This is a genomic window from Agrococcus beijingensis, assembly GCF_030758955.1.
Lineage (GTDB): Bacteria > Actinomycetota > Actinomycetes > Actinomycetales > Microbacteriaceae > Agrococcus > Agrococcus beijingensis.
This window is the reverse complement of the sequence record NZ_CP132360.1, coordinates 2237218-2262875: the sequence shown is the minus strand read 5'-3', so window position 1 is coordinate 2262875 and position 25658 is coordinate 2237218. Positions and strand designations below refer to the sequence as shown.

27 protein-coding genes are annotated in these 25658 nt (G+C 70.0%); 6 read left to right on the top strand and 21 right to left on the bottom strand.

The features are described 5' to 3' along the window. Nucleotides 1–77: 77 nt before the first annotated feature. Nucleotides 78–713: a hypothetical protein gene (locus tag Q9250_RS11045; RefSeq protein WP_306231932.1), complete on the top strand. Its 636-nt coding sequence runs from the start codon at nucleotides 78–80 to the stop codon at nucleotides 711–713. After that, nucleotides 710–1000 (top strand): hypothetical protein, encoded by a 291-nt coding sequence (locus tag Q9250_RS11040; RefSeq protein ID WP_306231931.1) that lies wholly within the window; start codon nucleotides 710–712, stop codon nucleotides 998–1000. The genes Q9250_RS11045 and Q9250_RS11040 overlap by 4 nt, the downstream gene beginning before the upstream one ends. 36 nt (nucleotides 1001–1036) lie before the next feature. On the opposite strand, the gene Q9250_RS11035 is transcribed toward Q9250_RS11040, so the two are convergent. From Q9250_RS11035 to Q9250_RS11020, 4 genes are all read right to left on the bottom strand, one after another. Next, a complete protein-coding gene (locus Q9250_RS11035; RefSeq protein WP_306231930.1) occupies nucleotides 1037–2206 on the bottom strand; it encodes an McrC family protein in 1170 nt (389 codons plus the stop codon). Between the two features lie 11 nt (nucleotides 2207–2217). After that, nucleotides 2218–4986: an AAA family ATPase gene (locus Q9250_RS11030; RefSeq protein ID WP_306231929.1), complete on the bottom strand. Its 2769-nt coding sequence runs from the start codon at nucleotides 4984–4986 to the stop codon at nucleotides 2218–2220. Nucleotides 4987–5071: 85 nt separating this feature from the next. After that, nucleotides 5072–6451, bottom strand: coding sequence for a hypothetical protein (locus Q9250_RS11025; protein ID WP_306231928.1), 1380 nt, complete (start codon nucleotides 6449–6451; stop codon nucleotides 5072–5074). A gap of 48 nt (nucleotides 6452–6499) precedes the next feature. Next, the gene (locus Q9250_RS11020; RefSeq protein ID WP_306231927.1) at nucleotides 6500–7171 is read right to left on the bottom strand and encodes a DUF7255 family protein; all 672 of its coding nucleotides are present in this window, start codon (nucleotides 7169–7171) and stop codon (nucleotides 6500–6502) included. A 153-nt stretch (nucleotides 7172–7324) separates the two neighbouring features. Here Q9250_RS11020 and Q9250_RS11015 point away from each other — a divergent pair, with 153 nt between their 5' ends. After that, nucleotides 7325–8881, top strand: a complete 1557-nt coding sequence (locus Q9250_RS11015) for an exonuclease domain-containing protein (RefSeq protein WP_306231926.1) — start codon at nucleotides 7325–7327, stop codon at nucleotides 8879–8881. Here Q9250_RS11015 and Q9250_RS11010 read toward each other — a convergent pair. From Q9250_RS11010 to Q9250_RS11000, 3 genes are all read right to left on the bottom strand, one after another. Continuing rightward, nucleotides 8878–9588 (bottom strand): aminotransferase class I/II-fold pyridoxal phosphate-dependent enzyme, encoded by a 711-nt coding sequence (locus Q9250_RS11010; RefSeq protein ID WP_306233985.1) that lies wholly within the window; start codon nucleotides 9586–9588, stop codon nucleotides 8878–8880. The genes Q9250_RS11015 and Q9250_RS11010 overlap by 4 nt on opposite strands. Nucleotides 9589–9591: 3 nt before the next feature. Next, the gene (locus Q9250_RS11005) at nucleotides 9592–9789 is read right to left on the bottom strand and encodes a hypothetical protein (RefSeq protein WP_306231925.1); all 198 of its coding nucleotides are present in this window, start codon (nucleotides 9787–9789) and stop codon (nucleotides 9592–9594) included. A gap of 65 nt (nucleotides 9790–9854) precedes the next feature. Continuing rightward, complete coding sequence (locus Q9250_RS11000) at nucleotides 9855–10805, bottom strand: DUF429 domain-containing protein (RefSeq protein WP_306231924.1); 951 nt, start codon at nucleotides 10803–10805, stop codon at nucleotides 9855–9857. A gap of 178 nt (nucleotides 10806–10983) precedes the next feature. On the opposite strand from Q9250_RS11000, the gene Q9250_RS10995 reads away from it, so the two are divergent. Next, nucleotides 10984–11382 carry a GlcG/HbpS family heme-binding protein gene (locus tag Q9250_RS10995; RefSeq protein ID WP_306231923.1) on the top strand — a complete coding sequence of 133 codons (399 nt, stop codon included), beginning with the start codon at nucleotides 10984–10986 and terminating at the stop codon, nucleotides 11380–11382. A 71-nt stretch (nucleotides 11383–11453) separates the two neighbouring features. On the opposite strand, the gene Q9250_RS10990 is transcribed toward Q9250_RS10995, so the two are convergent. From Q9250_RS10990 to Q9250_RS10925, 14 genes are all read right to left on the bottom strand, one after another. After that, nucleotides 11454–11897 (bottom strand): hypothetical protein, encoded by a 444-nt coding sequence (locus tag Q9250_RS10990; protein WP_306231922.1) that lies wholly within the window; start codon nucleotides 11895–11897, stop codon nucleotides 11454–11456. Nucleotides 11898–11959: 62 nt separating this feature from the next. Next, the gene (locus Q9250_RS10985) at nucleotides 11960–12760 is read right to left on the bottom strand and encodes a pyrimidine reductase family protein (RefSeq protein ID WP_306231921.1); all 801 of its coding nucleotides are present in this window, start codon (nucleotides 12758–12760) and stop codon (nucleotides 11960–11962) included. 8 nt (nucleotides 12761–12768) lie between these two features. Further along, complete coding sequence (folP, locus tag Q9250_RS10980; RefSeq protein ID WP_422665042.1) at nucleotides 12769–13647, bottom strand: dihydropteroate synthase; 879 nt, start codon at nucleotides 13645–13647, stop codon at nucleotides 12769–12771. Beyond that, complete coding sequence (locus tag Q9250_RS10975; RefSeq protein WP_306231920.1) at nucleotides 13644–14801, bottom strand: NAD(P)/FAD-dependent oxidoreductase; 1158 nt, start codon at nucleotides 14799–14801, stop codon at nucleotides 13644–13646. Before Q9250_RS10975 ends, folP begins: the two co-directional genes overlap by 4 nt. Before the next feature lie 125 nt (nucleotides 14802–14926). Further along, entirely contained in the window at nucleotides 14927–15622 is a 696-nt protein-coding gene (locus tag Q9250_RS10970) for an IclR family transcriptional regulator (protein WP_306231919.1), read from the bottom strand. 47 nt (nucleotides 15623–15669) lie between these two features. Then, nucleotides 15670–16119 carry a YbhB/YbcL family Raf kinase inhibitor-like protein gene (locus tag Q9250_RS10965; protein WP_306231918.1) on the bottom strand — a complete coding sequence of 150 codons (450 nt, stop codon included), beginning with the start codon at nucleotides 16117–16119 and terminating at the stop codon, nucleotides 15670–15672. Next, entirely contained in the window at nucleotides 16110–16985 is an 876-nt protein-coding gene (locus tag Q9250_RS10960) for an alpha/beta fold hydrolase (RefSeq protein ID WP_306231917.1), read from the bottom strand. Before Q9250_RS10960 ends, Q9250_RS10965 begins: the two co-directional genes overlap by 10 nt. Next, nucleotides 16982–17911, bottom strand: coding sequence for a 3-hydroxyacyl-CoA dehydrogenase NAD-binding domain-containing protein (locus Q9250_RS10955; RefSeq protein ID WP_306231916.1), 930 nt, complete (start codon nucleotides 17909–17911; stop codon nucleotides 16982–16984). Before Q9250_RS10955 ends, Q9250_RS10960 begins: the two co-directional genes overlap by 4 nt. Continuing rightward, a complete protein-coding gene (locus Q9250_RS10950) occupies nucleotides 17908–18663 on the bottom strand; it encodes a class II aldolase/adducin family protein (protein ID WP_306231915.1) in 756 nt (251 codons plus the stop codon). Before Q9250_RS10950 ends, Q9250_RS10955 begins: the two co-directional genes overlap by 4 nt. Continuing rightward, the gene (locus tag Q9250_RS10945; RefSeq protein ID WP_306231914.1) at nucleotides 18660–19265 is read right to left on the bottom strand and encodes an amino acid synthesis family protein; all 606 of its coding nucleotides are present in this window, start codon (nucleotides 19263–19265) and stop codon (nucleotides 18660–18662) included. The genes Q9250_RS10950 and Q9250_RS10945 overlap by 4 nt, the downstream gene beginning before the upstream one ends. Beyond that, on the bottom strand, nucleotides 19262–20410 hold the full coding sequence (locus Q9250_RS10940) for an FAD-dependent oxidoreductase (RefSeq protein ID WP_306231913.1): 1149 nt from the start codon (nucleotides 20408–20410) through the stop codon (nucleotides 19262–19264). The genes Q9250_RS10945 and Q9250_RS10940 overlap by 4 nt, the downstream gene beginning before the upstream one ends. A 34-nt stretch (nucleotides 20411–20444) precedes the next feature. Beyond that, nucleotides 20445–21497 (bottom strand): ABC transporter substrate-binding protein, encoded by a 1053-nt coding sequence (locus Q9250_RS10935; RefSeq protein WP_306231912.1) that lies wholly within the window; start codon nucleotides 21495–21497, stop codon nucleotides 20445–20447. A 69-nt stretch (nucleotides 21498–21566) separates the two neighbouring features. After that, nucleotides 21567–22400 carry an ABC transporter permease gene (locus Q9250_RS10930; RefSeq protein WP_306231911.1) on the bottom strand — a complete coding sequence of 278 codons (834 nt, stop codon included), beginning with the start codon at nucleotides 22398–22400 and terminating at the stop codon, nucleotides 21567–21569. Then, on the bottom strand, nucleotides 22397–23182 hold the full coding sequence (locus Q9250_RS10925) for an ABC transporter ATP-binding protein (RefSeq protein ID WP_306231910.1): 786 nt from the start codon (nucleotides 23180–23182) through the stop codon (nucleotides 22397–22399). Before Q9250_RS10925 ends, Q9250_RS10930 begins: the two co-directional genes overlap by 4 nt. 238 nt (nucleotides 23183–23420) lie before the next feature. Here Q9250_RS10925 and Q9250_RS10920 point away from each other — a divergent pair, with 238 nt between their 5' ends. Both Q9250_RS10920 and Q9250_RS10915 read left to right on the top strand, forming a co-directional pair. Further along, nucleotides 23421–23951, top strand: a complete 531-nt coding sequence (locus Q9250_RS10920) for a hypothetical protein (RefSeq protein ID WP_306231909.1) — start codon at nucleotides 23421–23423, stop codon at nucleotides 23949–23951. Nucleotides 23952–24082: 131 nt separating this feature from the next. Next, the gene (locus Q9250_RS10915; RefSeq protein WP_306231908.1) at nucleotides 24083–25510 is read left to right on the top strand and encodes a phytoene desaturase family protein; all 1428 of its coding nucleotides are present in this window, start codon (nucleotides 24083–24085) and stop codon (nucleotides 25508–25510) included. Nucleotides 25511–25658: the final 148 nt, after the last annotated feature.

Genomic DNA, 25658 nt, shown 5'->3' with positions numbered 1-25658 from the left:
GCGGCGGTCGCAAATCGGCTCCATGCTCGTCAGGTCGCAACCCGCGACGCATGAAGGTCGATCGAGAGGAGCATCCGATGAACTCGACCCTCACCCGCAGCGCCGCACTCAGTGCCGCGCTGATCGCAAGCCTCGGCCTGAGCGCATGCTTCATGCCGCCCAACTCGCTTGCCGCTTCCACGCCTGCCGACAGCGCCCCTTCGGCAGAAACCGAAGAGGCGGCCGCTGAGCCGGCTGCGGCCGAGCCGACTACCTCCAGCGCGGCGGCGGCGGCCGCGGCGGCTGAGCAGGGCACCCGCGACAACCCGTGGCGTGCGGGCGACGAGCTCGTCACCGACGAGTGGGAGCTCGTCGTCGGCGCGACGAACCTCGACGCGAACGCGGTCGTCGCCGACGGCAACATGTTCAACGACCCGCCGGAGCCGGGCTTCCAGTACATCCAGGTGCCTCTCTCGGTCACGTACGTCGGCGACGAGTCGGCCAGCACGATGGAGATCCAGGTCGCATACGTCGCGGCCTCGGGTGAGACGTACGAGGCCTGGGACGCATCGGTCGCCGTGCCCGATGACAACCAGATGCAGGAGCTCTACAGCGGTGGCTCAGCGTCATTCAACGAGTACCTGATGGTGCCCTCCGAGGGCATCGCCGATGGGCTCCTGCGCGTCGAAGTCGGCATGATCGGCGGCGCCCAGGGCTTCGTCACGCTCGATTGACGACCATGCTGCTGCATCGAGAGGAAAACGCGGCGCCCGGTCAGCGCTTCCGCGTCCGCGTCAAGTTCATCTGCAAGGACGGCACCGAGCACTTCATCGGGCTCGATTCGCGTCGGGGCTTCCCGATGGAGCTGCGCTGGCCTGAGGGTGAACCGTCGGGCGTGACGCAGGGCGGTGGCCGCGGACCCTGCACGCTTCCCGTGGATGCGGTAGAGCGCGTCGACCGCGAGCTGCGCGAGCGCTTCGAGCACTGGCACCGGCTCGGTTACGTCGAGCTGCACGCCTGAATCGACTCGGCGGCCGGAAAGGGTCGACATGCCCTGTCAGCGCGCCGACGCCTCAGCGATCGCCCCAGCGAGCAGCAGGATCTCGTGCTCCACCTCCGCCGGCGAACCGCTCAGGTCGATCGCGCGAGCGACGAGCCTCTTGCCCGAGTGCTTGACGGTCACTGTGCTCTGGTTGCGGCCGTCAGCTCGTCGGCAGTAGATCAGCATGCCCTCGGGCAGGTCCATCGCGGTGGTGTACGCCAGCAGCTGGTAGTAGTCGTCGCTTCGCCCGCGAGCGTCGTCGGCCAGCTTGTACTTGACGTCTCCGACGAACCGCACCGCACCCGCCGTGTCGCGGAACACCAGGTCGGGCTGCATCGCCACCCGGTTCCCGAGCCCAAGATGCACTGTAGGCTCATCGACGACCTCGAGCCTGCCTCGGAGCGCTCGGCGTAGGCGCTCCGTCACGAAGCGCTGGAACAAGTCGTTCATGTCCACCATGAACGACGACGCGGGCGTCCCCCCTCGAACGTCCGTCAACGTGAGGTTCGCGAGCACCAGTCGGGCCAACCCGAGGGCCGGTGCGTAGTGCTGGTTCAATCGCGTCATCGGCACGGCATCGACTGCCTCAAGCCGGACCGCCGCATCCGCCACGCTCTCGAGCGCCACCAGCTGCCGCATCAAGCGGCGCCGATCGACCGCATCCACACGGGGCACTCGGAGCGCCAGACGAATGGCGGCCTTGAGCACCCTGTTCTCGAAAATGTCGTCCGAGAACTCGTCGTACATGCAAGCCACAGGGGTGAGCACACCCGCGCGGTTCACCTGCCCAACCACGTCCACTCGACCGCGCAGCGCGACCAAGGACTCCTGACGGGCCTGGTACGACCGCAGGACGCCTCGGCCGAGCGTGGTCTCGACGGTTCGCGCGAAAAACGCGATGACGGAAGGCAGCAAGTCGGAGGAGGTGTCGTAGTCGAAAGCCTCCTGCCGCCAAGCCGCGGGAGGCAGACCGGGCTCGAGCAGTAGGAACAGGTTCTCAGGGTTGATCTTGGGCCGGATGAGGAGCTCGATCCCGTCTGCGACCAGTGAGCCCACGTACGACTTGGCGGTCAGGCGCCAGCGACCACCCGTGAGGGGGCGAACGTCGACGAAGCCCGTCCGCTGGACAACCTCGGCCTGGCCACGTGTCAGGTCCAGGTCGATCGAGCCGTACTCGAGGAGCACCGGCAAGATCGTCAGCCCACCGTCTCGAGACCGGCCGCCTGGTCGAGGACCGTGTCCTCACCGATCGACTCCGCAGCGAGCTCGCTGAAGCGCGCCCAGACCTGCGTGAACCGGAATCGGGCGATGCGGGCCGGGTCGCCGAAGAACTGGTCCTCGATGAAGGGCTCGATGTCGTACTCCCAGATGCGACGAAGCACCCCCTTGTCGAGACCTCGCTTCATGAAGTGACTAGGACCGAGCTGCAGATGCGGGCCGCCGAGTTCCTGCTCGAGCTCGTCGTTGACCTGGGCTACGATTTCGCCCACCCACGCTGGCTCGCCTTGGCGCTCGAGCCACCGATCGAGCAGTCCAGCCATCGGCCCGTGATTCGGGAAGAACGGGATGAAGTGAAACCGACGCCGCAGCGCGGCGTCGACCAGCGCGATCGAACGGTCAGCCGTGTTCATGGTTCCGATGAACCAGATGTCCTTCGACAGTTCGAAGGGGTCGTCGGGCCGGTACAGCGTGCGCACCGGGGTGTTGCGATACTCGAACAGGAACAGCATCTCCCCGAGCACCTTCGGCAGATTGGCCCGATTGATCTCGTCGATGATCATCAGGTGGCGACGGCCAGGTGCGTCGCTAGCGCGAGCAGCGAGGTCTGCGAGGGGGCCTCGCTGCAAGCGGTAGGTCATCACGCCTTCGGCGTCCGTTTCCGGACGGTAACCCTCAAAGAAGTCTTCGTACGACGTCGACGGGTGGAACTGGACGATCGGCCGACGCGCGGCGTCGGGAACCAAGACCTCCGCGAGCTTGCGGGCGAAGTACGTCTTGCCCGTGCCGGGCGGACCGTAGAGCACAATCTGCTTCTTGTCCTCCAACAGCGCCACGACGTCGTCGAGGAACGACCGGTCGACGAGAAGTTCCTCGGCCAGGTCGTCGAGTGGATCGAGGACCGGCTGGACAACGGGCAGCTCGTCGCGCTCCGCGTACCAATAGAGGAACGCGCCGACCCCCAGCGCATCGCCCGGGAAGAAGCGATCGAGCCGTGCCCGAAGGGCGTCATTCGAGGCGACCTGCAGCTCGCCTCGCGAAGATGCGGTGGGAGCCGGGATGCCGAGGAGCTTTAGCATACGGAGCTTGCCCTTCGGCCCCGTGTACGGGTACACGGTGATGAACTGCTCGGGTTGCGTGATGGCCAGCATCTTCATGATGACCGACTCCCCGAACCCCTTGACTCGGAGGTCTTCCTCCTCGAGGACTCGATCTATGCGAGTCGCGGGCGCGTCCGCGCCCCAACACAGGTAGGAGAAGGTCTGGATGATCCGGTGGTATTCGGCCTCATCGGCGTCCCGCAGGCTGGTGTTGAGGCTCGACATCGGCCCGGTGCCGCCGTAGCGCCCGGTGTTCCAGATGCGACGGAGCTCGGCTCGATCGACAATCTCGAGCTCATCGGGGTCGAGCAGCTTGGCGAAATCCCTCCGGTCGGCGTTGTCCTGGTCATGTCCAGGCGTGGGGTAGCCGGTCGTTGCCTTGAACTCGGCCGCAGCGTCGGCGAGCGCATCGTGCTCCTGGTTGCTCGGGACGTCGCCGTTCAAGGAAGCGATCAGGGGAGCCACGTCCCGCGCGGTCTGGAGCACCTCCGCCCTGAAGTCCAGTGCCTGCAGCGCTGCGCGGTCGAACCAGCGCGCATAGACCACCTCACCCGAGCCACCACCGACGAAGCCGACGTCCTTGCCGATCCGTGACGCGCCACCGGCGAGGATCTCGTAGCCGGGCAACCTGCTCGCCTCGATGACCTCGACGGCACGTTCGGTGCCCCGCGCCTCGCCGTCCGGATACGGGCGGAGGCCGATCGCGAGGCCGCGTCCGTTGAGCCACACGCGCACGGCCAGGCCGAAGCGACCGGGGACTCGCCAATCGATCCAGACGTCTCCTCGCGGCCAGACCGCATCCCACATGACCGCTGGCTTTTGGGCCTTGAGCGTGCGACCTGCCGCCTCTGCGACCTCGACTTCGAGCGTGCCGCCGATGTGATGCGCAGCCGCCACTAGCGCTCGGGCGTTGGCGAGGTAGAGAGCAGGGTCGTCAGCGCGCTTGTTCGCGCCTTCGCGGAGTCTTGCGCGATCGCACAGTGACTCGTGCATCACCACTGGCCGCCCATCTGCCCACCAGGCAGCAACCTGTTCGAAACGCAGCGGGTCGCCGTCGACCTCCATGGCGAAGGAGTAGAGCTCGGCGTAGCGCTCGCCCTGATCCTCGTCCCCGGGCGACCCCGTGCAGTACTCCACGTAGTCGGTCGACTTCGGCCACGCCACCGGCCAGGCGCCTGGTGCGTCGAGGCCCCAGTAGTACGAAGCGACGAAGGGTGCGCGCTTGGGGCTGGGATGCGCGCCTACCCGGATGTGCTGCAAGTGGTCGGCAAGGACGCGAATCTTCCGCATCGCGTCAAGAAGATCGGCCGGCGTCGTCAGCGCGTCGAGCAGGACGGTCACGGACGCGTCCGGATCGGGCGACATCTTGGTGATCTGGTTGATGATCATCTGCCCGGCGGTGCCGGCATAGCCGGAGCTGAAGCTCCGGACCCACTTGGCGGTTCCCGATTGGAACGCGTGCAGGTCGCGAGAACGACGGAGCGCGTCGAGGAAGGGACGCGCCTCATCCGCGTGCGGGGACATGTATCGATCGCGCCATGACAACTCGGGCTTGTCGGCTTCGGCGTCGAATCGCGCGGCGTGTGCCTGGTGCCATCGGCGCTGAATCTCGCGCTCTTGCGCCTCGACGTCCATGCGGTCGCTCACGGGCGCTCCTCCTAGCCTCGTGGTGAGCGTATCCGTGACGCCGGACGTTCGGCGCCCAGGGACCAGCGTCCGGCGCCACGCCAGCTCACTTCGGTCTGCGCTCGGATTCACGCGGCGCATCGGTGTCAGCGGTGATCGCCGGAGCCGCGCGCTTGCGCTGGAAGAGTGTGCTGAACGCACCTGCAACACCGGCGGCGGCGCCCTTCAGGGCTGCTCCGGCCTCCTCCGCCGCCGCCGCGGCTCGAGGCTTGTCGGGAATGCCATCGCCGTCGACGTCCACGGCCCGGAAGGGCTCGGTCGCCTTGCTGAACGACTCGTCGCCCAACCGCTTCGCCGCAGCCGCGCCGTCGGCACCTGCAGCGAACACCTTGTCTCGCGTCTCGACGGCCGCCTGTCGCCAGCGCTTCGCATCGGTTGCCGAGTAGTCCGACTCGATGCCCACCCGGTCTCGGAATTCGAGCACGCCGATAGCGACGCGATTGCTCGAGCGGACGGCCGCCGGGGCGTCGAATGGGTTCAGCAGCACCTTCTGGTTGGCGAGGGTGATCGTCTCGTCCATGCGCTTGAGGAGGCGAGCCGTGGTGCGCGACATCAGGGCAAGGCGATCCTGACGCGCGGCCTCGAGGCCGACCCGGTGTCGATCGATTTCCTCGGGCGCTGAGTCGAGCACGCGGTCGAGTTCCAGGATCGCCGCACCATCGCTTAGCAGGAACGAGCGCGCGAGCACGGCGAGCCATTCGCGCGCCTTCGGCTCGATCTCGCGCGTCGCCTTCTCGAGGTCGCCGATGTCGGCCTTCTTCTCGAGCTTCTCGGCCAGGCCGTCCAACTGGCGGATCGCGTATGACTGCGTCTTGGCGAGCACCATCGACGTGGCCTGCACCTTCGACCACGTGACCTCGGAGACCCGACCGACTCGCTGGCGCACCGTCATCGCCTCTTCGATCGTCAGGTCGGCGCCGATCATCTCGGCGAGCACGGCGTCCTTCTGCGACCGGAGAATGTCGTCGATCTTCTCGTCGATGCTCTCGAGGTACTGCTCGAGCTCCTTTATCTGTCGTTGCAGTGCCTGCTGCGACATCACCGTCGCGATCATGGGGACCAGCATCGGCCCGCCTGCAAGGAGGAGGGAGTTGTCAACCTGCAACCACTGCTGGATATCACCGGGCTTGCCGATCATCGCGTGACTGATGCCGAGCGACTTCGTCGGCATCAGTCCGAACTCCTTGACCGCCTGAGCGGATTCTGGCGTGATCGGCAACCAACGGCCCGAGTGTGCGTAGAAGTGTCCAGCGACCTCCACCGCTGATGCCCCGAACCCGAGCAGCTGCCCGAGCCCTGACAGGTCGAGTCTCTCTGCGGGCATGTCACTGAGGCCCTGATCCACGAGGAACCGGTCGACATCTGTCGGCGAGCCCATGACAGCCAACCCCTTGCCGTCACTCAGCAGTTCGATGTCTGCACTCATCGTTGATCCTTGTCTCGAGCGGTTCGGACGACCGCGTGCGCGCTGGCATCAGCCTAAGCGGGATGCAGCGGACGGCTCGGCAGCGCTGCCCTTCCCGGGCGCTCCGAGGGTGCGCGAAGCGATCCAGGCAGCGAGGACTCCCGGCTCGAGAGCCCCGTTGCCCTCCAGCACTCGTCCGAGTTGCACGCCGGCGAGGACGTCGTAGATCGAGACGCGTGCGAGTCGGATGAGTCCGTCGTGTGCGGCGGCATCCTTGACTGCGTCGTAGACGGCCCGCTGCTTCCAGCGGGAACTCCCGAGTCCCATGAACGTGCCTGGGGCATCGGACGGGCCGAACATGGCATCCGTCGAGGGGTTCCGCCAGTAGCCGCCGTGCCGAAGCGCATGCGCCTCCTGTGTTCGGCATAAGCCCCGGTAGGTCGACGCCCAAGGCAGCCCGTCCGAAAATGCGTCCTGAAGGGTCCTCCCTCGGTAGCGAGTGAAGTGCGACTGTTCGTCGAGCTCGACCACAACGCCGGACGCAAGCTCGAAGTCCCAGGGCCCGGGCCGCAGACGCTCCGCAACCCCCATTCCGCCGAACTCTCTGAAGAGGACCCCGATGTGGTCTGCACTCGACGTGGAGAGGTCAGCCATGCGGGGAGCCTTCAGCTTCGCGGGAGCGAGACGCAGTCCCTCCCTCAGCAACAGTGCGCGCAACCGTTCTGCCCGCTTGCCGCTCATGCGTTCACGCTAGCCCTCATGCGGCTCGGGCGGCACCGCGTACGGCGCTCCAACGACTGAGGCGACCGACGGTGAGCGCATGTCACACGCATCTGCGAGCATCGTAAGGTCGGCGCAGGAGCCGGCGATGCACCGCCCACGTGAGGAGCCCCTGTGCCCGAGTCGCGAAGCCTATACCAGCGTATTTCCGATTGGATCTTCCCCGCTTCCACGGCGGTGCGGGGCCCAATACTGAGGCAGGCCTCGCCCGGCTCACCAGCAACGGAGGAGCAGTCGGCCCGTCCGAGCTTCGCCGTCATCGACGTCGAGACGACCGGGCTGTCGCCGCGGCAGCATCGCGTCCTTGAGCTCGCGGTCATCCGGCTTGGCGCCGAAGGCGACGTGATCGACGAGTGGAGCACTCGCTTCAATCCTGAGGGTCCTGTTGGAGCGACGCACATCCACGGCATCACCGACGCCGACGTGAGGCATGCGCCGCTGTTCCGCGACTTGGCTCACGACGTCCGCAACCTCGTCGGCGGAGTGCCGGTCGTCGCGCACAACGCACGGTTCGACCTCGCGTTCCTGCGCGCGGAGTTCTCGAACGCCCGATTCGACCTGCCATACATGGATGCCATCTGCACGCTCGAGGCGAGCCACCGGTACCTGCCGCACCTCGACCGACGCCGGCTGGCAGATTGTTGCGCCGCCGCGGACGTCTCGCTCAGCGGCGCACACTCCGCGCTCGGCGATGCGCGAGCGACGGCTGGACTTCTGCGTCACTACCTGCAGGTGAGCGGAGGTGACGGTGCCGCTCTGCTGCAGCCGTCGAGGCCTCCACGCTCCCGGCCCTCGCCCACCTCACGACCGTCACGCTCCGCACCGCAGCAGCCGCGACGCATCGCGAAGCCGTCCCCGAAGCAACCGCCTTTGCTCACGCAGGTCACCACGCCGTCGCTGCTCGAGCTCGTTGATGACGCGGCGCCGGGCGTCATGTCCTACTTGGAGTCGCTTCTCGAGGCACTCGAGGATGGTGCTCTGACGGCGGGGGAGCGAGAAGCGCTGCAGGATCTGGCGGAGCTGCACGACCTGGGCCTGGCCGACTTGGATGCCGCGCATCGGTCGCTCCTTCTCGCAGCTGCCCACCGAGCCGTCGACGACGGTCGAGTCTCGCGTGACGAGACGAGCCAACTGCGCAAACTGGCTGATCTGCTCGGCCAGCCCGATTCGCTGGTCAAGACCGTGCTCGACGAGGCTGACGGCGAGCGGGAGGCGATGATTGCAACGACGCTCCGCCCGATACCGGAGGGCTGGTCGCTCGGAGAACCGCTGCGGGTCGGCGACCGAGTGGCCTTCACAGGCTGTGATGACGCCTGGCGAGAGCGCATGGAGACCCGAGCCGCTCGATTGGGAGTGCGAGTGACGAGCACGGTCTCTCGCCTGACCGACGTGCTGGTCACCGACGGCTCGTTCGCGGGCACGAAGCTCGATGCAGCACAACAGCACGGCACGAGGATCGTCGGCCCCAAGGTCTTCGAGGCCTTGCTCGACAATCTTCAGCCCAGGAGCGAAGTGGCAGTTCTCTCGTCGTCGGCGCCAGCAACGTCACAGGGCGGCCCCGGCGTAGACCCCGCGGACGTGCGACGCTGGGCGCGAGAGCAGGGGATCCCGGTCGGCGTCCGCGGACGCCTGCCCGCCGAACTGATGGAGCGCTACCTCCGTTCCCGTTAGGCGCCCGCGACGGGTTCAGCGAGCCCCGAGCACTGAGCCGGCGGTGCGCTCGACCGCCAGCCCCAGCCGCCGCGCCCCCTCGGCGAGCCGCTCCGGCGACTCGAAGGAGAACGCCAGCCGCAGTTCTCGCGCACCCTCGCCCGGTGCACAGAACGAGGCGCCGGCACGAACACCACCTGCTCCTCGATCGCCGCATCCAGCAGCGCAGCCGTCGTCCAGCCCTCGGGCAGCGTCACCCAGCTGAAGAAGCCGCCGTGCGGCTGCGTGAGGGTCGAGCCCTCCGGGAGTCGCCCATCGAACGCGCCGATGAGCGCCGCGGCACGCTCGGCGTAGACGGCGGCCGCGTGGGCGATGATGCCGCGGAAGTCGTGGTGCGCGATGTAGTCGGCCGCGAGCGCCTGGCTCAGCGGCGAGGCGCAAATGACCGTCGACTCCGACGCGAGCTGCAGCGGGCGCCGAATCCACTCGGGGGCCGCCGCCCAGCCGACCCGCAGCCCCGGCGCCAGCACCTTCGAGAACGAGCCCAGATAGATGACGTGCTCGGGGTCGAGTTCATGCAACGACGTGAGCTTGCGCGGCTCGAACGAGAGCATGCCGTAGGGGATGTCCTCGACGATCGGGATGACCGCCTCGCGGCAGATCTCGACGATCTCGGGCCCCCGCGCCTCCGCCAGCGTCACGCCGCGCGGGTTCTGGAAGTTCGGGATCGTTTAGAGCATGCGCGGGCGACGGCCCTCGCTCGCCAGGTGGCGGATGCATTCCCGCAGCGCCTCGGGCACGAGGCCGTCGGCGTCCATGGGCACGTGCTCCACGCGCAGCCCGGCGCCGCCGAAGATGCCGAGCGCGCCGACGTACGTCGGTCCTCGACGAGGATAGTGTCGCAGCTTCGTCACCACGTCGAGCGCCATTTGCGACCCGGCCGTCAGTTGGTTGCCGGTCGCGTCGGCGTGACCCTGTGCCGTGATGCGCCGAACTACGCCCTAACGCCGATCATCGAACTGCGCCGTTCAGTGAGCGTTCGTTCCAGGAGGTGCGCCTCGTCGGGCGTCAGTTCCCAAAGGTCCGTAGGGCCGTCGAGCGAGAACGCTGGCGCTGCCTGGACCGCTCGCGGGCCTGGCTCGCCAGCCTCCTCGAATCGCACCTGACGCCTCGGCGTGACGCGAGCAGCACGGCCCCGTGCTGCGTGGCTTGGTGGCAGAGGCGCGACGATGTAGCCGCGCTCGACGTCGCCGTAGACGGTCAAGCGCTCGTCGCGCTCGGCCCAGAGCCACGCGAGGTAGGCGCAGACGATGCCGTCGACCTCGTCCTCCACCCGGTTCAGCTCCCCGTGCGTTGTGGCACCATCGACGACCCGCACGATCTCGGTCCACCTCGGCGCGCCCTGCAATGCGAGGGACTCGATGGCCGCGAGGCGCGACAGGAGGATGAGGAACTCCGTGCGACGGAAGTCAAACTCGTACTTCGTCTTGTGCTTGTACTTCAGGATCAGGTCGAGGCCCCAGAGCCCCACCATCGCGGGGTGCGGGTAAACCTCGATCGCGACGTCGGTACGGGAATTGGATGCGGGATCGAAACCGAGCCCTATCCGCTCTACGAGCGTCTCGGCTCTCGGCGGGTTCATCGTGGGCTTCGAGCGATTCGTGCTGTGGGCGCCAGCATCGAATCGTCCGAAATGACGGTGGATCTCCTGTTCGCAGTCGCGGCGCCCGACCTCGTTCGGCACCACGATCGGAGCATCGATCGCAACGACACCGAGTTTCGCCTCGCCGACCTGCCCGCGCGTCCACTCGACGATCTCGTCGTCGGTGCGCACCGTCGCCGAAGCCAGATACGCGCCCGACTCGTCGAGCGCCGCGACTCCCGTTCGGCCGCTGGCCAGACCCCACGCCAGATCGACGCCAACGTGGACGGTGCGGGGTGACATGCGGTCAACCTATCGGCGGGCCGCCCGCTCCACTGCGACCGCCTCGGTTCGGCTTCACCGCAGGCACGCCCCAGCCCGTCGTTCCGCGCTCAGCGCACTCTGTGGTGACGCATCCGCTCGCCTGCGAGAGTCGAGGCGCAACGGCTCGACCGGGCCGCCGCCGACGAGAGGAAGCACCATGACCGTGAAGCTCGAGGACGCCCGCCGCGTGATCGCCGCCGCCGAGGCGAAGGCCGACGAGATCGGCCAGCCGATGAACATCGCCGTCGTCGACGCCGGCGGCAACCTGGTCGCGCACGTGCGCCAGGACGGCGCCTGGATCGGCAGCGTCGACATCTCGATCAGCAAGGCGTGGACGTCGCGCGCCTTCGACATCTCGACCAAGGACCTCGGCGACAACGCCCAGCCGACGCAGCAGTTCTTCGGCATCCACACCACCAACGGCGGCAAGGTCGCGATCTTCGCCGGCGGCATCCCGCTCTCGCGCGACGGCGTCGTCGTCGGCGCCGTGGGCGTTAGCGGCGGCTCGGGCGAGCAGGACCACTCGGTCGCCGAGGCGGGCGCCGCGGCGCTCTGACGCCGACACGGTGAAGGCGGGAGTCGAACCGGCTCCCGCCTCTCCTGTTGGCAGGAACGCCCTGTCGCGCGTCAGGCCGCGAGCGCACCGCCGCACTCTCGGCACGTGTCGGCAGTCGGCACGACCATGAAGCAGTGCGGGCAGGTGGTCTCGCGCATCACCGCGGCGGGCGGCGCCTTCGGCGCGGAAGCGCGAGGCGTCGCTCGCGTGGTCGAGCGCGTCGCCGTGCGCCGTGCCGGCTCGGCCGACGGCCGGGTGCACAGCGACGTGAGACTCTGCTCGCCCCTTGACTCGGCGTCGCTCGCCACCCGATCGAGCACGCGCCCGATCCACTCGGAGGCCGGCTGCCGCGTGGAGACGCCCGTCGCCGCCTGGATCCGCTCGGCCAGCTGCTGCTCGCTGATCCTCGCGCCCGGGTCGCGCGACACCTCGAGCAGCGTCTCGCGCGCGGCCGGCCACCACACCGCCAGCGCGTCGACGTTCGAGACGTACTTCCCGTTGGCCCGGTCTGGCATCGCCCGATCTCCTTCGGTTCGCTCTGCGTCAAGCCTATGCAGTTGCGGGCGAGCAGGTTGCCTCAGACTGCCGCCGAGCGATCGCGCACGTACCGCAGCAGCAGCTCGCTGCCGGCCCGCAGCACCGAGCTCAGCCGCATCTCGGTCGGCGCCGCCACCGCGCTGTGGGCGATGCGCACCGCGTCGCCCGCCTCGAGCGCCGGCGCCAGCGTGAGGCACAGCTCGTCGACGCCGCCGCCCGCGAGGAACGAGCCGAACAGCGTCGGGCCGCCCTCCGCATGCACCCGCTGCAGGCCGCGCGACGCGAGCTCGGCGCGCAGCCGCGCCGGGTCGACCGAGCCGGCACCCGCAGTCACCACGTCGGCCACCGCCGTGAGCGTCGCCCGTCGGTCGGCCGGCGCCTCGTCGACCGTGACGACGATCGGCCGCATCGGCGCACGGGTGAAGACGGATGCGTCAGGGTCGAGATCGAGGCTGCGCGAGACGAGCACGAACACCGGTTGGGCAGGAAGACCGTGGGCTTCGCGCCACGCGATCGCTGCGGCGTCGAGCCGCATCGCCCCGTAGCCCTCGGTGCGCACCGTGCCCGCGGCGACGAGCACCGCATCCGCCTCTCTGCGCAGCAGGTCGAAGACCCGCCGGTCGGCGTCGTCGCCCAGGAAGCCGGAGCGGCCCTGCCGGGTGGCGGCGCCGTCGAGGCTGCTGATGAAGTTCATGCGCAGCCATGGGCGGTCGGCCGGGAAGGCGTAGGTGGCGAGCAGCGCCTCGTCGTCGAGGTCGGCCGCGGGGTCGGGCCAGAGGCGATCGATTAGCGTGCGCTCGGCTTCGACAGCCGGGGTGGCAGCGGCGGCGGGACCTGACATGCGGGGCCTCAGACGTTGTGGGTGGGATGGGTGTTGTGCTCGAGCCGGGTGGGCACCCGCAGGCCGAGGATCGCCTCGGTCATGCGCACCGCGTCGATCGTCGCTGCGACGTCGTGCATGCGCACGATGCGCGCCCCCGCCAGGATGCACGCCGTCATCGCCGCGAGCGAGCCCGCCAGCCGCTCGGCGCGCGGGCGGTCGGTCGCTTCGCCGACGAAGTCCTTGTTCGACACCGCCACCAGCAGCGGCAGGCCGATCGCGGCGATCTCGCTCAGCCGCCGGGTGAGCTCGAGCGAGTGCAGGGTGTTCTTGTCGAGGTCGTGGCCCGGGTCGACGATGATGCGGTCGCGGGCGACGCCGGCGGCCTCGGCGTGCGCGACGCGCTCGAGCAGGAAGGCGCGCACGTCACTCACAACGTCGTCGAAGTGGGCGGCCGCCTTCTCGACCCGCGGCGGGCCGACGCTGTGGGTGATGACGACGTGCGCATCGGCGGCGGCGATCACCGCCGCCATCTCGGGGTCGCCTAGCCCGCTCGTGTCGTTGACGACCGCGGCGCCGGCCGCGAGCGCCGCCCGCGCCACCGCCGCGCGGTTCGTGTCGACCGAGATGACGATGGCGTCGCGTGCCGCGGTGACCGCGGCGATCACCGGCACCACCCGATCGATCTCCTCCTGTGTCGAGACGGCGGGGCCGCGACCGAAGGGCACGCCGCCGACGTCGACCCAGTCGGCGCCGAGCTCGGCCGCACGCAGCGCGTGCTCGACCGCGCGGTCGAGGGCGAAGGTCGCGCCGCGGTCGAAGAAGGAGTCGGGCGTGCGGTTCACCACCGCCATCACCGCCACCTGCCGGTCGAAGTCGAAGTCGCGGCGCCCGATGCGACGGTTCACGTGGCCGTCCCGACGCCCGCACGCACGGTGCCGATGCTGTCTCGGATCGCGTCGGACGCATCCCAGTCGTTGATGTGCATCGCCGCGACCACCCGGTCGTCGCGCACCCAGAAGGCGCGGAACGCGTCGCCCGCGAGCACGTCGGTCGGCCCTTCGATGTCGACCCGGTCGTAGCCGTCGGGGCCGACGCTGCCGACGTACTCCATGCCCATGTCGTACTGGTCGGTGAAGAAGTAGGGCAGCCGCTCGTAGGGCTCGTCGGCGCCGAGCAGATTGCGGGCGACGACCTTGCCCTGCTCGATCGCGGTGTCCCAGTGCTCGACGCGGATGCGGCGGCCGAGGGTCGGATGCGCGTGGTCGGCGATGTCGCCGATCGCCCAGACGTGCGGGTCAGACGTGCGCAGGGTCGCGTCGACGAGCACGCCGTTGCCCATCTCGAGCCCGGCTGCCTCGGCGAGCTCGACCGCGGGGCTCACGCCGACGGCGGCGATGCGCAGGTCGGCTTCGTCGAGGTCGTCGGCGGTGACCTGGGTGCCCAGCCGCAGGTCGACGCCGTGGCCGCGGTGCAGCTCGGCGATGACCGTCGCGATCTCTGCGCCGAGCACGCGCAGCAGCGGCAGCTCGGCGGTCTCGAAGACGGTGACGTCGGCACCTGCCTGGCGCGCGGCCGCGGCGACCTCGAGGCCGATCCAGCCGGCGCCGACGATGACGACGCGCGTGCCGGGGCCGATCGCCTCGCGCAGGCGGGTGCTGTCGTCGGCGGTGCGGAGCGTCAGCATGGGGCCGGCGCCGAGGTCGAGCTGCCGCGGGGTGGCGCCGGTGGCGAGCAGCAGCTGCTCGTAGGGGACCTCGGTGGGCGCACCCTCGCCTGCCGCCGGCTCAGTGTGCACGACGCGCCGCTCGAGGTCGACGGCGGTCGCGCGGGTGCCGAGCCGCAGGTCGATGTCGTGCTCGGCGTACCAGGGCTCGGGGTGCACGAGCGCCTTCTCGAAGGGCTGCTTGCCGAGCAGGTAGTCCTTCGACAGCGGCGGCCGCTCGTAGGGGGCATGCGACTCGGCGCCGATCAGCACGATCTCGCCGGTGTGGCCCTGCTTGCGGAGCTCGGTCGCGGCGGTGGCCCCCGCGAGTCCGGCTCCGACGATCACGATGCTCATGGTGCGGCCCTTCGTCGAGACCTCTTGGGCCGAGTCAACACCTGGGGCGGGGTTTCGTTAATGGATGTGTCTGTTAGAACTCCTGCCGGCAGGCGCGGGCGGCAGCGCTCGACGACTGCCGCGCGCTACGCCGAGAGATCGGCCGCCACCCGCACCACTTCGTCGCGGATCGTCTTGGCCTTGCGGCTCGTGATGCGGAACTGCGGACCCGCCACCGTGAGCGCGGCGATCATGCGGTCGCCGTTCCAGATCGGCGCCGCCACCGCCCAGATGCCCTCGTCTACCTCGCTCGCCGACTCGGCCCAGCGGCGCTCACGGATCACCGACAGCTCGCGCAGCCGCTCGGTGCGCTCAGCCTCGGGCACCACCGGCATGCACCGACGGAAGTAGCGCTGCGCCCACTCCTCGCCGAGCCCCGCGAGCAGCACCTTCGGCGCCGCTCCACGATGCAGCGGCATGCGATGCCCGATGCGGAACGACAGCCGCACCGTCTGCGGCGTCTCGACCAGCTCTGCGCAGATCGCGTGATCCTCGACCCGCCGCAGCAGCAGCGAGGTCTCGCCGCTGACGTGCGCGAGGTGGTCGAGCCGCTCGTGCACCACCGACGACTGGGCGTACACGACCTCTGCCGCCCGCCCGAGCGCCAGAGCCTGCGGCGTGAGGGCGTAGCGACCGTACGAGTGCTCCTCCGCGAGTCCGAGCTCGCGCAGGAGCGACACGTACCGGTAGACGCTCTGCGGCGGGATGCCGGTGCGACCCACGATCTCGTCGACGCTGAAGGTGGGCTGCTCCTCGGTGAACAGCAGGAGCACCTGCAGCACGCGACGCGCGCTGTCGACTCCGGGGGTCTTGGCGGGGGGAGGCATGATCAGCGCGAGAAGACGCCCACCACCCTGTTCTGCTCGACGATGGCGTCAGCGTACTGCTCGAGGAACTCCTCGCGGCTCGGCGTGCCCTCGACGGGCTTCGACAGCGCGTAGACCCAGAAGTAGTAGCGGTGGTCGCCGTGGCCGTGCGGCGGCTGCGGCCCGGTCCACGCTGCCTCGCCCATGCCGTTGGGGCCACGACGGGCCGATGCGGTGTCGATCGGCCCGTCGGTGGCCGGAAGCCCGTAGGTGGTGCCGTGCGTGAAGCCGTGCGGCAAGGGCGCGTCGGGGTCGTGCGCGATGAGCGCCAGCTCGACGGCGTCGGCCGGCACGCCGGTGACGGTCAGGCGGGGCTCGGTGTTGCCGCCGTCGGCGCTGATGCGGTCGGGGATGCGTCCCCCCGGCTCGAAGTCGTCGGTGGTGACCTTGAGGTCGGCGATGTTCAGTCCCATGGCTGCTCCTTTGCGTTGTGGACGCTGACCGGCGTGCGCCGGACAGTGCGGATGAGATCGTCGATGATCGAGGCGACAGCCTGCGGCTGCTCCTCGTGGACGTAGTGGTCGGCGTCGGCCAGCTCGACGAAGCCGGCGGTCGGCGCCAGCGCCTGGGCGCGAGCCCAGGCGGCGGGAGAGACGATCGCGCTGTGCTCGCCGCGCACGGCCACCATCGCGGGGCCTTCGGCGGCGACAGCGGCGAACTCGTCGGGGAAGTCGGTGCGGAGGCCCTCGACGAGGGCGGCGAGCGCTGCCGGCCGGGCGAGCGGGCGCAGCCCGTCGTCGGCGGGCGCGTAGCCGAATCGCGCTCGGCGCTCGATCGCGTCGGCGGGCAGGCGCCGGTAGCGGTCGGCGAGGTAGGCGTGCACGGCGCTCAGGTCGTCGAAGGCGCGGTCGCCGCCTCGCACGCGCGCGTCCAGCGCGTCGAGCACCTCGGCCTCGACGAACGGCGTGTAGTCGACCGCCACGACGCCCGAGACGACCTCCGGCTCGCGCGCGGCGAGAACCCAGGCGTTCCGCGCGCCCATGGAGTGGCCGACCACGAGGGTCGGACCGAGGTCGAGCGCACGGATGACGGCGGCGGCGTCGCGCGCGAACGCATCCGCGTCGTACGCGTCGCCGTCGCCCGAAAGGCCGTGCCCGCGCTGATCGAGCCGCACGGCGCGAGCGGGCTCGGCCATCGCGTCGACGACGGCGTCCCAGCCGTGCCGGTTCGCCGAGGTGCCGTGCAGGAAGAGCACGGGCGTGCCGTCGGCGGGCCCGGAGATCGCAGCGGCGAGCTGCGACTCCGGGCCGTCGACGACGACCTCGTCAATCGTGGTCACACGCGCTCCAGGCCCGAGAGCACCTTGCGCACCTCGAGCAGCCCCGAGGTGATGCGGCCGCGGGTGGCTGCGACGTCGCCCTCGCCGTACTCGTAGAGGCCGTCGCCCGACTTCATGCCCAGGCGGCCATCGGCGGTCATCCGCTCGATCATCTCGGGCACGCCGGCGCTCGAGTCGAGCTCGGCGTTGAGGTAGCTCGAGACGTTGCGGTAGGTGTCGAGGCCGGCCATGTCGAGCAGCCGCATCGGTCCGACCACGGCGAGCTTGTAGCCGATGCCCCAGCGCACGCAGGTGTCGAGATCCTCCTGCGTGACGATGCCCTGCTCGACCAGCGAGAGGCACTCGCGCATGATCGCGTAGAGCACCCGGTTCTCGACGAAGCCGGCGATCTCCTTCTCGAGCACCGGCTCGTAGCCGATCGCGCGCACGATCGCCATCATGCGGTCGGTGACCGCCTGGTCGGTGGCGGCGCCGGGGATGACCTCGATCATCGGGATGAGGTGCGGCGGGTTCGACCAGTGCATGCCGACGAAGCGACCCGGCACGCGCATCGTCTCGGCCATCGTCGAGATCGGGATGCCCGAGGTGTTCGTGGCGACGACGGTGTCGTCGCTGACGAGCTCCTCGATCTGGGCGAGCACCGAGCGCTTGATCTCGATGCGCTCGGGCACCGCCTCGATAACCAGCTCGGTGCCCTCGAGGGCGACCGCGATGTCGGTGGTGAACACCGCATCCGGGGCGCCCGAAGGGCCAGAGAGCTGCTCGACGACGCCGAGCGCCTTGTCGTAGGCGGTCTCGGCGGCCGCGACGGCGGCCTCGCTGATGTCGTAGATGCGCACCTGTGCGCCGGCGGCGGCGAGCACGGCGCCGATGCCGGGGCCCATGATGCCCGAGCCGACGACGGTGACGATGGTGGGAACGCTCACGGGAACATCCTTCCGCCGTGCTGCTCCACGGCATCGAGCTTGCGGTTGAAGTACATCCAGTAGTTGCGCTGCGCCTTCGGCGGGTAGATGCGCGCCTTCTTCTCGTCGGTCTCGTCGGGGTCGGGCACGTGGCCCTCGAGGCCGGAGGCGTGCGCGTCGAGCTGGAAGCGCGAGGCCCACTCGAGGAAGACGCCCGCCAGGGTGACCTGCGCCACGTCAGCGCCGACGAAGGCGACGCCGTGGTTGGAGAGCAGGATGGCGTCTGCGTCGCCGAGCTGCTGCGCCACGTCGACGCCCAGCGGCACCGTCGTGATGATGTGGCTGGTGTCGCGGTAGAGCGGCACGCCCTTGCCGCCGAACCAGACGCCGTGGTTGTTGAGCGGCTGGATCACGCCGCTCGTGGCGCCGATGAGGGTCGCGGCGTGGCTGTGCGAGTGGCCGACGAAGTTGACGTCGGGTCGTGCCTTCATGATCTCGGCGTGCAGCGGCCACTCGAGGTGACGCAGGCCTTGACCCTCGAGCACGTTGCCGTCGAAGTCCATCAGGATGAAGTCGTCGCCGTCGACCTCGCTCAGCGCGAGGTTGCCGCGCTTGAGCCACAGGCCGCGGCCGAACGGGTCGCGGTAGGAGAGGTGGCCCATCGACATGTCGCCGTGGCCCTCCATCTCGAGGATCCGGTGCGCGCGGCCGAGGTCGGCGAGCGTCGCCGAGATCGACTCGTCCTGCTGGTAGATGCCTGGCGTGTAGCTCATGCGACATTCGCCCCTTCTGCAGCGAGGCTGCGTCGTTCCTGTGCTTCTGCCGCCGTCATGCCGCCCACCCGGGCGTGCACGCGGGGCCCGCTCGAGACGGCCACGGCGATGAGCAGCTCGTCGGCGCGCGGTGCGTCGTCGATGCGGAAGGAGATCGAGTCGTAGTGCGAGCGCACGTAGACCTCGTCCTTGTAGGCGAGCGGGATGTCGATCTGGGTGCCGGGGCCGCCCAGCTTGGTGACCGAGGAGATCCACGCGGCGCCGCCGCCGACGGCGTCGCGGAAGGCGTCGCCGAAGATGGTGGTGACGCAGGCGACGACGTGCTCCTGCTCGCCGCCGATGCCGGCGATGCCGCCCTTGCCGTAGCCCTGCACCGGCAAGCCGAGCAGCGCGGCCGCGCGGCGGCCCAGCTCGGTGCCGAGCTCGGCGCTCGGCGCGGTCAGCGGCTCGAGCGACTCGACCCACTCGCCGGCGTACGGGTTGGCGACGACCACCGCGACCGCCGCCTTGCGCAGCGGCTCGCCGGCGGGGCCGCCGTCGTGCTCGATCTCCTCGAGCACGTGGTGCCAGCGGCGGGGGGTGTAGTGCTGCAGGGCGCTCATCGCGCCACCTCCTGGAGGTCGTGACGGCGGGCGTCGGTCGGGTCATACTGGGCGGTCTCGAGGATGTCGCCGGCGAACTGGCCGCCCTGCGACATCGAACGGCTGTCGGCGTAGTGCTGCGAGCGGTCCTGGCAGCGGTCGGTGAAGGGGCGCTCAACCCGCTCCCATTCGACCAGCGCGCCGGCCACGTCAGTGGCGTCGGCCCGCGTGGCGGCCTCCGCCAGCGTCCAGGCGTTCATCATGGCGCAGCCGGCTCCCTGGGCCAGGGCCGGGCACATGGCGTGCGCGGCGTCGCCGATGAGCGCGACGCTGCCCTCGGTCCAGCGGTCGAGGCGGGTGGTCTGGTAGCCGTAGTAGCGGCCCGCGATCGTCGCGGCGTCCTCGAGCACCGGCGCCAGCTGCGGGAACTCCTGCTGCCACAGCGCCAGGTCGATCGGCACCTGCGAGCCCTGGGCGTCCGCGGCCGGCGACATGAGGGCGATGTAGAGCTCGTCGTCGTTCGCCGGCGTGTAGAGCACCCGCAGCACGCGGCCCGACATGTTCCAGAAGTCGATGACGTTGTCCCACTCGGTGTCGGGCTCAAGCGCGGCGAGCTCTGCCTTGCGGCGCGGCACGAGGAAGCGCGTGATGCCGTCGCGCGAGCGCTGGCGGTCGACCTGGAAGCCGAGCGAGTCGCGCACGGCCGAGCCCACCCCATCCGCCCCGATGACGAGGTCGGCCTCGGCGGTGCTGCCGTCGGCGAACGTCACCGTGCCGTCGGCGGTCGCGCCGGTGACCTCGGAGCCGGCGACGAGCTCGACGCCCGACTCGCGTGCCGTCCGCACGAGCGTCTCGTGCAGGTGCGGGCGGGTCATGGTCATCCAGTCGACGCCCTCGAGCCGCTCCTGCGAGACGATCGCGTTGTCGGTCCGGGTCTCGTAGGCCGGCGGCCGCATCGCGCGCGCCTTCAGGTCGTGGAGCGCGCCGAGCCGCTGCAGCACCTTGAGGCTGTTGCCCCAGAGCACGATGCCCGCACCCTCTGCCCGCAGCTCGTCGGAGCGCTCGTGGAGCCGCACGCTCCAGCCGCGCTGGGCGAGGGCGGCCGCCGCCGTCAGCCCGGCGAAGCCTGCGCCCGAGATCTCCGCGTGCCTCTGCTGTGCGCTCATGGGTTCGTCTCCTGTGTCGTCGTCATCGCTCGGGTCACTGCTCGTTGGCCTGCGTCACGAACGACGCGTCAGCGAGGTCCTCGACGGCCGGGCTCGTCTCGATGACGCCCTGCGCGGCGAGCATCTCGACCATCGCGGCCCAGGTGTCGTCGGTCATGCCGGCCAGGCCCGCGCCGTCGACGCTGGTGAAGGTCTCCTCGATGTCGGCCTGGATCTGACGCTCGTAGAGGTCGACGTTCTGCGCGCGGTCGGGTGCCGATGCGGCCAGGATCTCGGCGGCCTCACGCGGGTTGTCGATCACGTACTGCAGGCCCTTGACGTACGCGTTCATGAAGCGCTGCACGAGCTCGGGGTCCTCGGCGATCATGCGGTCGCTGGTGAAGACGCCGGTGCCGTAGGCGTCGTAGCCCCACTCCGGACCGCGCAGCACGCTGAGCGAGCCCTCGCCGCCGGCGTGCTCCTCGAGGATCGTGATCTCGGCGTCGACGTAGCAGGGCACGGTGTCGACCTGGCCGGTGAGCAGGTACTGCTCGTAGGGCGGCTGCACGGTGAGCTCGGTGAGGGCGGATGCGTCGACACCGTTGGTCGCCAGGAGGGCCTTGTAGAAGACGTAGGTGGAGCCGGACGCCTGCACGCCGACGGTGAGGCCCTCGAGGTCTGCGGGCGACTCGAGCGTGTGCTCATCGGCGAGGGTGCACATCGCGAGCGGGGAGGTCTGGTTGACCGCGCCGATCGCCTGCACCGGGATCTCCTGGCTCTGCGCGACGACCAGCGTCGGCAGGTCGGCCATGCCGAAGTCGCCCTGGCCCGAGCCGACGAGGCGCAGCGTGTCGCCGGAGCTGGTGCCGGGCAGGATCTGCTCGATCTCGATGCCCTCCTCGGCGAAGAAGCCCTTCTCGTCGGTGACGAACATGGTCGAGTGCAGGCCGCGCGGCTGGAAGTCGAGCTGCACCGTGACGGTGTCGAGCTCGGCCGGCGCGCCGCCCGATGAGGAGGGCGCCGCTGCGTTGGCAGAGCAGGCGGCGAGCGCCAGCACGGCGACGCTGCCGGCTGCGAGCGCGGGGATGAAGGAGGTGCGAGTGCGCATGGGTGTGCTCCTGAGGGTGGGGGTGAGGTGAGGGGTACTGGTGAGGAAGGGGGCGGATGCGCGGCGCGATCAGACCGCGTCGGTGGCGATGTGGGGGAAGCGGCGGCGCATGAGCAGCTCGACGAGACCGACCGCGTAGTAGAAGGCGAGGCCGAGCAGCGAGACGACGATGAGGGCGGCGAACATCTGCGCGGTGTCCAGTTGCGTGGAAGCGAATTGGATCATGTGGCCCAAGCCGTCCTGGGAGCCGGCGAACTCGGCGACCACCGCGCCGATGACCGCGAGGGTGATCGCGATGCGGGTGCCGGCGAAGAGGTAGGGCAGCGAGTTGGGCAGCTGCACCTTCGTGAGGATCTGCGTGCGGCTCGAGCCGACCGAGCGCATCAGGAGGATCAGGTCGTCGTCGGTGCGCTTGAGCCCCAGCACCATGTTGATCGTGATCGGGAAGAACGCGATCACCACGATCAGCACGAGCTTGGGCGTCATGGTGTAGCCGAACCAGAGGATGAAGATCGGGGCGAGCGCGACCTTCGGCACCGTCTGGAACAGGATGATGAGCGGGTAGATCGCCCGCTCGACCCACTTGTAGCGCACGACCAGCAGCGCGATCGCCACGCCGACGATGACACTGATGAGGAAGCCCCAGAAGATCTCGAGGGTCGTCACCCACGTCGCCTGCAGCAGCAGCGGCGCAGCGATCACCATCTCGGCCGCGATGGCGCTCGGCGCGGCGATGATGAAGGTGGAGATGCCCAGCAGCGGGATCGCGAGCTCCCAGGCGAGCGTGACGAAGACGACCACGAGCAGCGGTGGCCACGCCTTGTGCCAGACGGCCTTCGCTCGGGAGGGTCGGCGAGCGATCTGGCGGGCCTCGGTGACGGCGAGCTGCATCGTGGCGGTCATCGGACGACCTCCTTCTTGGGCGCGGGGTGGAGGAGCTCGCGCAGGTGCGCGGCGTAGTCGCCGAAGTCGGCGCGGTCGAAGGTCTCGGGGCCGCGCGGTCGCGGGATGTCGATCTCGATGCGCTCGATGATGCGGCCCGGGTTGACGCCCATCACATAGATCGCGTCCGAGAGGAACACTGCCTCCGAGATGGAGTGGGTGACGAACACCACGGTCTTCTTCGTCGCGGCCCAGATCTCGGCGAGCGTCTCGTTCATGGAGTCGCGGGTGATGGCGTCGAGCGCACCGAAGGGCTCGTCCATGAGCAGGATCGACGGCTCCATCGCGAGCGCCCGGGCGATCGACACCCGCTGCGCCATGCCGCCGGAGAGCTCGTGGGGCAGCTTGTCGGCCGCGTGGGTCAGTCCCACCATCTCGAGCGCCTCGTCGATGGCGGCGTCGCCGACCTTCCCGCCGCGAGCGATCGAGCGCAGCATCGCGACGTTCTCGCGAGCCGTCTTCCACGGCATGAGCGCCGGCCGCTGCAGCACGAGGCCGATCTCCTTGGCGCGGACCGCCTGCTCGGCGTCGACGCCGCCGATGCGCACGTCGCCGCCGGTCGGAGCGAGGATGCCGCCGAGGATCTTCAGCAGCGTGCTCTTGCCGCAGCCGGACGGGCCGAGCAGCGAGACGAAGCTGCCCGCCTCGATGTCGATGGAGAGACGGTCGAGCACGGGCGTGGACACGCCGCGGCTGTGGAAGGTCATCGTCACATCGCGGGCGGTGATGTCAGCGGAATCCATGCGGTCGCTCTCCTTCGTTCTCAACATGCGAGGGAGGCTTTCTCGCATGTGGAGACTCTGTTGGGATGGTCGAGGTATCTCAAGTGATGGGGCAAATGTTCTTACCCCGTGGGAATCATGGCATCGGGCGTATTTCGGGACGGGGTCGTCTCCGTGACGACGACGTCGGCCGCGGGACTTGCACACGCCGACGCTCAGCGCCAGGCTGGCCAGGCACAGAGCCGATGGGAGGCAACCGATGAGCGACGAGCTTCGCGGCCGCGGCCGATCCGCCAGCGACGCCGACGACCACCTCGCGGCCTACCTGAACGAGCACCTGCTCGCCTCGGAGGGCGGCGTGCACGCGTTCAAGGCAGCGGCCCGCACGTTCGAGGGCAGTGCGCACGAGGCGGCGCTGCTCACCCTGGCCGACGAGATCGCCCGCGACCGGCGCGATCTCGCGAAGCTGATCCAGCAGCTCGGCTTCCGTCCCAAGGGCTGGAAGCGCCTGTTCACCCTCGTCTTCCGCGCCGTCGGCAGCATCAACCCGATCAACCTGCTGCGCATCCGCCGCGGCTCGATGGCGCAGTTCGAGCTCGACTTCCTCACCGGGGCCGTTCGCGCCAAGCGGTCGATGTGGGATGCGCTGCTCGAGCTCGCAGAGGACGACCCGCGTCTCGACCGCCGGTTCTTGGCGGCGCTGCAGCTGCGCGCCGATCAGCAGATCGACGAGCTGCAGCGCATCAACCGGGAGACGGTGCGGGAGCGGTTCTCGCCTCGCGACGCCTGATCGCAACCGCTGTGCCGCCGGGCAGGCGGAGGTTGTGCGCGTAGCGTGCGGAGGCGAGGCTAGAGGCGGCCCGCCAGGGCCATCGACTGCCCCATCACCGACCGCCCATCACCAGACCCTCAGGAGGCCGCATGACATCCGCCGTCATCGTCGGCGCTGGCCCCAACGGCCTCACCGCCGCCGCGGTGCTCGCCCGTGCGGGCCTCGAGGTGACGGTGCTCGAGCGCGCCGACACCATCGGCGGCGCGAGCGCGTCGATCCCCGCCTTCGGCGACCAGGCGATCATCGACCCCGGCGCTTCGGGCCATCCGTTCGGCATCACGAGCCCCGCGTTCCGCGCGCTCGAGCTCGAGCAGCACGGGCTCGAGTGGGCGCACGCCGAGTTCCCGATGGCGCACCCGCTGCCGGGCGGCCGCGCTGCGGTGCTGCACCGCGACGCCGAGCAGACCGCGCGCGAGCTGGGCGTCGACGCGCAGGCCTGGCTGCGGCTGCACCAGCCCGCCACCGACGACCCGAACGGCACCGCCGCGGCGATCCTGGGGCCGCTGCTGCGCTGGCCGAAGGATCCGCTGCTGCTCGCCCGCTTCGGGCTGCGCGGCGCATGGCCTGCGACGCTGCTCGCGCGCACGGTGTTCCGCTCCGGCGCTGCGCGGGCGCTCTTCGCGGGCTCGGTCACGCACGCGACGCTGCCGCTCGGGCATCCGCTGACGAGCGCGTTCGGCGTCGCCTTCGGCGGGGTCGGGCACTCGGCCGGCTGGCCGTTCGCGAAGGGCGGGTCGCAGTCGATCGCGGATGCCCTGGGTCGCGTCATCGAGGCACATGGCGGTCGGATCCAGACGGGTGTCGACGTGACCGACCTGCGCGACCTGCCGGCGGCCGACCTCGTGCTGCTCGACCTGACGCCGCGCCAGCTGCTGCGCGTGGCGCACGGCAGCATCGACGGGCTCTACCGGAAGCGCATGGAGCGGTGGACCTACGGACCCGCCGTCTCGAAGCTCGACCTGCTGCTCGACGGCCCGGTGCCGTGGCAGGACGAGCGGGTCGCGCGCGCGGGCACCGTGCACCTGAGCGGCACGCTCGACGAGATCGCGCACGCCGAGCGCGAGGTGGCGCTGGGCCGCATGCCCGAGCAGCCCTTCGTGCTCGCGACGCAGCCGACCGCCGCCGACCCCGAGCGGGCGCCTGCCGGGAAGCACCTGCTGTGGGCCTACGCGCATGTGCCGCACGGGTGGCCCGGCGACGCATCCGCCGCCATCGAGGCGCAGGTCGAGCGGTTCGCGCCCGGCTTCCGCGACCGGATCCTCGAGCGGCGGCCGATGACACCGGCGGCGCTCGAGCTGTGGAACCCCAACCTCGTGGGCGGCTCGATCGGCGGCGGCACCCTCGCGGGCACGCAGCAGCTCGCGCGCCCGAAGCTCGCGAACCCCTACCGGGTGCCGATGCCGGGGCGCGTCTTCCTCTGCTCGTCGTCGGTGCCGCCGGGCGGCGGCGTGCACGGCATGAGCGGATGGCACGCGGCGCACGCGGCGCTCAAGGAGATCGGCGTGCACGAGGGCTAAGCCCGGCGCGCCCGCGCGCCCGGCGCAGGGCCTCGCGCTGCCCGGAGAATCTCGGGCAGAGCGCGCCGCCGTCTGGATAGTCCAGCCCGGTGCACCCACAGCCCGAGAAGTTCCGGGCCGGCGGCGTCCCTGCCTCTGGAGGCCGCGC